Source organism: Mycobacterium sp. P7213 (assembly GCF_900604305.1).
Lineage (GTDB): Bacteria > Actinomycetota > Actinomycetes > Mycobacteriales > Mycobacteriaceae > Mycobacterium.
On sequence record NZ_UWOA01000091.1, the window covers coordinates 1 to 7,184 of the forward strand.

Here is a 7,184-nt window from a genome sequence, read left to right on the forward strand (position 1 = left end):
CTGCTGCTGGGCCTGCTGGCGCTGCTGCCGGTGCGGGTGCCGAAGACGTCGACGAAGACCGAGAACAGCCAMGGCGCCAGGAACGAGACCGCCCGACCGGTCATCGTGTAGAGGCCGAACGCCACCCCTTCGAACCCATCCCGGCCTTCTTGGGCCATCCGCAGCAGCAGGGTGCGTGCCGAGGACTGAGTCGGCCCGATGAACAGACACAGCACCAGCCCGCAGGCCCAGAACGCGCCCGGGCCCGACAGTGTAATCAACGTGGTGCCGGCAGCGATCATCACGACCAGTGAGCCCACGATGACGGTTTTGGATCCGATCCGGTCGTCGAGCAGGCCACCGGCGATGGCCCCGACTGCGGCCACCACACTGGCCGCCACCCCGAAGATCAGCACGTCGCCGGCTGAGATGCCGTAGACGTTGACGCCGAGCACCGCGCCGAACGCGAACACCCCGGCCAGCCCATCCCGGAAGATCGCGCTGGCCACCAGGTAGAAGACCAAGTTGCGGTCGCGGCGCCATTCCCCGGTGATGTCGCGCCACAGCTGGCGGTAGCCACCGAGGAAGCCCACCCGCACGGCAGGCGCCTCGGTCTCGCCGGCCAAGCGCTGCGCGGTGACCAACAACGGCAACGCGAACACCGTCAGCCAGGCCGCGGCCAGCAGCATCGCCACTCGAACGTTGTGTCCGCCTTCAGTGGACAAGTGCAGCAGGCCGCGGGTGGGACCGCTGCCGGCGATGCAGCCCACGTAGACCAGCAGCAGCAACACCACGCTGCCGGCATAGCCGGCCGCCCAGCCGAACCCGGAGATCCGGCCGGAGTTCTGCGGCGTCGACAGCTGCCGCAGCATGGCGTTGTAGGGCACGCCGGCCAGGTCGCCACATGCGGCGGTCAACGCCAACAGCAACAGTCCCGGAGCCAGGTAGGCGGGCTCATCACGGATCAGGCTCATCGAGGCTGTCAAGACCGCTGCGGTACCGGTCAGCACCGCCAGCGTCAGGCGACGGCGGTGCGGGGCAGCCACCCAGACTCCGATCACCGGCGCGACTGCGGCCACGGTCAGCCCGGAGATGGCCAGGGTGCGGCCCAGCCAGCTGGCCGGGGACACCTCTCCGGGCAGCTCTCGACCCACACTGCTGGTCAGATACACCGAGTAGACGAACGTCACAACGATGGCGGAAACTCCGGCTGCACCGGTGTCCCACAGCGCCCAGGCCACGATCCGGGAACGCCCCGGCTTGTCCGCCCCCGGCTCTCCCATGACTGGCACTCTACGATTGCCCCATGCCAATTCCTGCTCCCAGCCCAGATGCCCGCGCCGTCGTCACCGGAGCGTCCCAGGGAATCGGTGAGGCGCTGGCCACCGAGCTGGCCGCCCGCGGCCACGCCCTGATCATCACCGCGCGCCGCGAAGACGTGCTCAACGACGTGGCGGCGCGGCTGCGTGACACGTACCGGGTCGCGGTAGAGGTACGCGCCGTCGACCTGGCCGACCCGCCCGCACGTGACGCGTTCTGCGCTGAACTGGCCGAGCGGGAGATCTCGGTGCTGTGCGCCAACGCCGGAACCGCGACGTTCGGACCGATCTCCGGCCTGGACCCGGCGGCGGAGAAGGCCCAGGTGCAGCTGAACGCGGTGGCGGTGCACGACCTGGTGTTGGCGGTGCTGCCGGGCATGCTCGAACGGCACGCCGGCGGCATCTTGATCTCCGGCTCGGCGGCCGGAAACTCGCCGATCCCCAACAACGCCACCTACGCCGCCACCAAGGCCTTCGCCAACACGTTCAGCGAGTCGCTGCGCGGCGAGCTGCTCAAGTCCGGGGTGCACGTGACACTGTTGGCGCCCGGGCCGGTGCGCGCCGAGATGCCTGATGCCACCGAGGCCTCGTTGGTCGACCGGCTGATCCCGGACTTTTTGTGGATCTCCACCCAACACACCGCGAAGTTGTCATTGGATGCGTTGGCGCGCAACAAGATGCGCGTGGTGCCAGGCGTCACCTCCAAGGCCATGTCGATGGCCAGCGGCTACGCGCCGCGCGCTATCGTCACGCCGATCGTGGGGGCGGTCTACAAGAAACTCGGCGGGGGCTAGCGGCGACGCCGGCCGGTGCCCATCATGCCGCGGGTGATCTCGCGACCCATCGCGGTGCCCGCCGAGCGGGCGAAGCTCTTTGCCGCCGGGCTGGCGAAGATACCCTTGAGCCAGCGACCGAACCGCGTCCACCAGTGCACTTTTGGTGGCGGCGGCACACCGTCGTACCCCTGGGCGTCGGAGGGCGGCGCACTGCCCTCCCCCGCCGCGAGCTTGCCGGACAAGATCTCATAGGCCGACTCACGATCCACTGTCTCGCTGTAGACGGCGTGCAGCGGGCTCGCGGTGGCCGCGGCGGTGATCGCCGCATCGCCGACGGAGGCCATCAGCGATCGCGGCGCCCGCAGTCGCGTCCAGGCGACCGGGGTTGGGGCACCCTTCTCCGACAGGACGGTGACGATCGCCTCGCCGATCCCCAGCGACGTCAGCGCCGACTCCAGGTCATACACCTTCGTTTTCGGGTAGGTGCGCACCGTTTTGCTCAGCGCCGCCTGATCATCGGGGGTGAATGCCCGCAACGCGTGCTGGATCCGGGCGCCCAGCTGCGACAGCACGCTGTTGGGCACATCGGTGGGCAACTGAGTGCAGAAGAACACCCCAACGCCCTTGGAGCGGATCAGCTTCACGGTCTGTTCGACCTGCTGCAAGAACGCCTTCGAGGCGTCGGTGAACAGCAGGTGCGCCTCGTCGAAGAAGAACACCAGCTTGGGCTTGTCGACGTCGCCGACCTCAGGAAGCAGCGTGAACAGGTCGGCGAGCACCCACATCAAGAAGGTGGAGAACAACACCGGGCGGGCGGCTTGATCACCCAGTTCCAGCAGCGAGATGATGCCGCGGCCCTGGCTGTCGGTGCGCAGCAAGTCCTCCGGTTTGAGCTCCGGCTCACCGAAGAAGGTGTCGCCGCCTTCGGCCTCCAGATTGACCAGGGCACGCAGGATCACCCCCGCGGTCTGAGCCGATACTCCGCCGATGTTCTTGAGCTGGGGTTTTCCGGCGTCGCTGGTCAAAAACGTGATGACCGAACGCAAATCCTTCAGGTCCAGCAGCAGATAACCGTTCTGGTCTGCCCAATGGAAGATCAGCCCCAGCGTCGACTCCTGGGTGCTGTTGAGCCCCAAGACCTTCGACAACAGGATGGGTCCGAAGCTGGAAATGGTGGCGCGCACCGGGATTCCGAGACCGCCGGTGCCCAGCGACAGAAACTCCACCGGGAACGCCGTCGGCGTCCGGTCGTCGCCGGTCTCGGTGGCGCGCTGCGTGATCTTGTCCCCGGCCTCCCCTGCCCGCGACAGCCCGGACAGGTCGCCCTTGACGTCGGCCATCAGCACCGGGACACCGGCGGCGGACAGCTGCTCGGCGATCACCTGCAAGGTCTTGGTCTTGCCGGTGCCGGTGGCGCCGGCCACCAATCCGTGGCGGTTGATCGTGGCCAGCGGGATGCGGACCTGGGCGGAGGCGTCTGCGGTGTCGTCGATGACGACCGTGCCCAGCTCCAGGGCCTGGCCGTCTGCGACATAGCCCGCCGCGATCTGCTGCGCGGCGTTCGCCGCCGACTCGGGACTCACAGGTCACGACATTACTTGGCCGGTCTGTACCGCTGTGCGCCTATGGCTGCGGCGAACGGCTAACGTTGGCTCACTGTGAGTGCTGCACGAGACGAACTCGTCTGGATCGACTGTGAGATGACCGGCCTGGATCTGGGCTCGGACAAGCTCATCGAGATCGCTGCCCTGGTCACCGACGGCGAGCTGAACATCCTGGGCGACGGTATTGACGTGGTGATCCACGCCAACGACGCGGACCTGGACGCGATGAGCCCTGTGGTGGCCGACATGCACACCCGGTCGGGCCTGATTGACGAGGTCAGAGCGTCGACGGTCGATCTGGCTACCGCCGAGGCGATGGTGCTGGACTACATCCGCAGCCACGTCAAGCAGGCCAAGACGGCGCCGCTGGCGGGCAACTCGATCGGCACCGACCGGGGTTTCCTGGCCCGCGACATGGTCGCCCTCAACGACTACTTGCACTATCGGATGATCGACGTCAGCTCGATCAAGGAGTTGTGCCGTCGGTGGTACCCCCGGATCTACTTCGGCCAGCCGGAGAAGGGCCTGGCGCACCGCGCACTGGCCGATATCCACGAGTCCATCCGGGAATTGAAGTACTACCGCCGCACCGCGTTCGTCGCCCCGCCCGGGCCTTCTACCAGCGACATTGCCGCGGTGGCCGGGGAGCTGGGTCCGCCGGTGGACGCGCCCGACGATATCGATTCGGTGGCTGAGCGCCCTAGCGGTTAGTATCGACGACGCTGCTTGCTAGTCGGGCAGCAATGGTGGCTGTAGTTCAGTTGGTAGAGCACCAGGTTGTGATCCTGGGTGTCGCGGGTTCGAGTCCCGTCAGCCACCCCAACAGGTCGGGCCCCCTTTCGAGGGGGCCTGACTCGTTTCTGCAGGATGCCGCAGAATCCCGCGTGAGTTCCCACCCTCCTCGGCCGCCGGGCCAGATCTCATCGAGCCTTGTGCACAGATCGCATGCCGAGCGGTGTCGTTCGTGATGTGCCACCGTATGTCCCAACTACGAACCCTGGAGGATGTCAGAGTGTTTGCTGTGCGGATGTTGACCGGAGTGGGTACAGCGTTTGTCGCCACCTTGATGGCCGTGGCGCCCCCAGTCCATGCGGACTACGACAGCTTCTACAAGTACCTCGAGGACCACGGCACGATGCGGTTCGAGTTCCCCGGTGGACTGTTCGCGAACGCCACGCAGATGTGTCAGATGCTTCGCGGCGGGGCTTCGCCGGATGATGTTCGACGTATGCCGTTCGGCGCCATGGATGTTGCGGGCGTGCTGGATGCCGCCCAGCATGAGATCTGCCCCGACACGCTTCGATAGGGGATTCTCCGTCCGCACAGACGGCAATTCGCTGCCAGTCCCCTGGATCTATCAGGCGTCGAGCAGCCAGGGCAGTTCGAGCTCACCTAGCGAATGGTCAGGCGCGAACAGGTTGTCGCCCGCTGCGAGCAGCCCCCACGGGTCAGAGAACTCCGAGGCACCAGGCAGCGGCAGCGGCGGGTCGGTCGGCTCGATCACGCCCGATCCGGTCAGGAACGCAACGCCCCGAGCCAGTGCAACGCTGGTGTCGACCACTAGACCGCCCACGAAATCGTTGATCTGCTGGGCGAATTGGGCCAGTCCGCTGATCAGGAAGATGTCCTGATCGACGATCGATTGCAAGAGCTTGTCGATCTCGGTGACGACCAGATTGAGCCCGTACGGGATGGAGGTGACAACCGTGCGGATGGCCAGTTCGATGTCGTTACCGATATTGGGGTAGCCGTAGTTCGCGAGCGCGGCGAGGAGCGCCTGCTTGAGGTCCGCGGGCGTGACGATGCTGTTCAGGATGGAGGGGTCGTTCGCCATCGAGACGCCGTCGAAGTCCGACCGCATCGGGACTCCGAACAGCGACAGGATCGTGGGCGTGATGTCGACGGTGGAGTAGTTCAGGTTCTGGCTGCCGTCGGTGGCGTGATCACCAGCCTGGTCGAAGATGACGAAAGATGATGTCTCGTTGGGTGATTGGAAGCCGTGACCCAAGATGTCGTGCGACTGCTGGTGGCCGTGGTCGGTGGTGATGATGATCGACCAGTCGTCACCGGTGATCGCCTTGACCTGCGCGACCGCGGCCAGGATCTGCTGGATGTTGGCGCCCACGTTCACCACCGCTTGGGCGTATTCGGCCGACCCGCCGCCGAATGCATGCCCGGCCTCGTCGACCTGCACTTGGTAGGAGAACAGGAAGTTGGAGATGTCGTCGGGGTTGTCCGCGGTCGCCAGGATCTGGGCGATGGTCTGCGAGGTGACCAGCGCGTCGGCATCGGCCCAGTTGGTCTCGAAGGGCACGAAGACGTTGTTGTCGACCGGGTAGCCGCCGGCGGCAGCAATGTCGTTGATGTAGTCCCAGTCGGCGATCACCGTGGTGTTGATCTCGGGCTTGTAGTACTCGAGAAGGTTGAACACCGTCGGCCACTGGTTATACGGCTCGGGGCTGAACAGGTTGTTGGTCACACCGTGCTTGTCGTCCCACACCCCGGTCAAAATCGTCGACCATGATGGGCCGGAGAAGGTGGTGTGGTTAACCAGGCTCGCAGTTCCGGTAATGCCTTGGTCCATCGCGGTTTTGAAGCCGCTGCCGTCGTTGTAGGCGTACTCCAGGATCTTGTCCAGGTTGGTGCCGTCGGTACCGATCAGCAGCACGTGCTCGGCGGCCAACATCCAGTCGGCAGTCACCGCCGACAGCCCCGTCTGCGCCGCGACCACCGCCCCCGTTCCGGCAACCAGGCCGGCGACGGTCGCACCGCACAGAAACCGCTTCACCTTTGTCACGATCGGATTCCCTCGTCGAAGTTTGCGCGAGACTGCCCGGCGACCCTAGCAATCGCACAGACAATGCTCAGGGTTTTAGAGGAATTCACCCATGCGCCCCGTGCTGTCGCCGCTACTGCTCTTGCCGGTGATCGGACAGCCGCTCTGTGACCTGTTGGAACCCGATTTGGCCGACCTGGACTGGTCCGCCGTCCAGCAAGCACTAGTCGATGGCGCCCAGCAAGGTTTCCAGAACGCGATCAGCGGCCCATTCCAGCCCTGGTCGGCCCTCACACCGCTGGCCGAGGCCGCCCAGGCTGATTTCATCGATGCGGTGTCGGCAATCGTTGCCGTGTTCGGGATTTTGTGACCTAGCGAACACTCGCACATTACGTTTGCGGCGACCGGTGTCAACTAGCGAGCTCACCTCGCCCGACGGCCGCGCGACCCGCGACGGCCCAACCGCTAGGCATCGGCTTGGGGCGCGCCATTGCGCGCGCCGGGTTGATGTCGAGATAACGTTTTGGTTACGGTTCCCTGCGTGCTCACGCAAGGACTAGTAGATCTGCGCATGAAATCCTCGGTTCTGGCCGCGACAACAGTGTTGCCGGCCGCCGTGTTCTTGGCTGGCGGCGTCGGCGCCGAGCCTGGAGACAGCGACGAACCACCCCCTCCGGCCGCAGTCGATGCGCCGCCGCCCGAGGACGCTCCCCCGCCACCACCGGAAGAC

At 65.8% G+C, this 7,184-nt stretch carries 7 protein-coding genes and 1 tRNA gene; 5 read left to right on the forward strand and 3 right to left on the reverse strand.

The window, feature by feature from the left end; translation table 11 throughout:
• Positions 1 to 1,262, reverse strand: a 1,262-nt coding sequence (locus EJK91_RS21070; RefSeq protein ID WP_164518062.1) for an MFS transporter, incomplete at its 3' end; no start/stop codon positions are given.
• A 23-nt stretch (positions 1,263 to 1,285) separates the two neighbouring features.
• Between EJK91_RS21070 and cmrA the strand changes: the two genes are divergently transcribed.
• Positions 1,286 to 2,092 (forward strand): mycolate reductase, encoded by an 807-nt coding sequence (gene cmrA / locus EJK91_RS21075; RefSeq protein WP_046302092.1) that lies wholly within the window; start codon positions 1,286 to 1,288, stop codon positions 2,090 to 2,092.
• Here the strand turns inward: cmrA and EJK91_RS21080 are convergent.
• Positions 2,089 to 3,657: a helicase HerA-like domain-containing protein gene (locus tag EJK91_RS21080; RefSeq protein WP_125079874.1), complete on the reverse strand. Its 1,569-nt coding sequence runs from the start codon at positions 3,655 to 3,657 to the stop codon at positions 2,089 to 2,091. The two genes, cmrA and EJK91_RS21080, sit on opposite strands and share 4 nt — an antisense overlap.
• A gap of 75 nt (positions 3,658 to 3,732) precedes the next feature.
• Here EJK91_RS21080 and orn point away from each other — a divergent pair, with 75 nt between their 5' ends.
• From orn to EJK91_RS21095, 3 genes are all read left to right on the forward strand, one after another.
• Positions 3,733 to 4,389: an oligoribonuclease gene (orn, locus tag EJK91_RS21085; protein ID WP_125079875.1), complete on the forward strand. Its 657-nt coding sequence runs from the start codon at positions 3,733 to 3,735 to the stop codon at positions 4,387 to 4,389.
• 35 nt (positions 4,390 to 4,424) lie between these two features.
• Positions 4,425 to 4,500: transfer RNA gene (locus tag EJK91_RS21090), tRNA-His, on the forward strand.
• Between the two features lie 190 nt (positions 4,501 to 4,690).
• On the forward strand, positions 4,691 to 4,984 hold the full coding sequence (locus tag EJK91_RS21095) for a DUF732 domain-containing protein (protein ID WP_164518063.1): 294 nt from the start codon (positions 4,691 to 4,693) through the stop codon (positions 4,982 to 4,984).
• A gap of 51 nt (positions 4,985 to 5,035) precedes the next feature.
• On the opposite strand, the gene EJK91_RS21100 is transcribed toward EJK91_RS21095, so the two are convergent.
• Positions 5,036 to 6,475, reverse strand: coding sequence for an alkaline phosphatase family protein (locus tag EJK91_RS21100; RefSeq protein WP_125079876.1), 1,440 nt, complete (start codon positions 6,473 to 6,475; stop codon positions 5,036 to 5,038).
• Positions 6,476 to 6,566: 91 nt separating this feature from the next.
• Between EJK91_RS21100 and EJK91_RS21105 the strand changes: the two genes are divergently transcribed.
• On the forward strand, positions 6,567 to 6,824 hold the full coding sequence (locus tag EJK91_RS21105) for a hypothetical protein (RefSeq protein WP_125079877.1): 258 nt from the start codon (positions 6,567 to 6,569) through the stop codon (positions 6,822 to 6,824).
• The last annotated feature ends 360 nt before the right edge of the window (positions 6,825 to 7,184 follow it).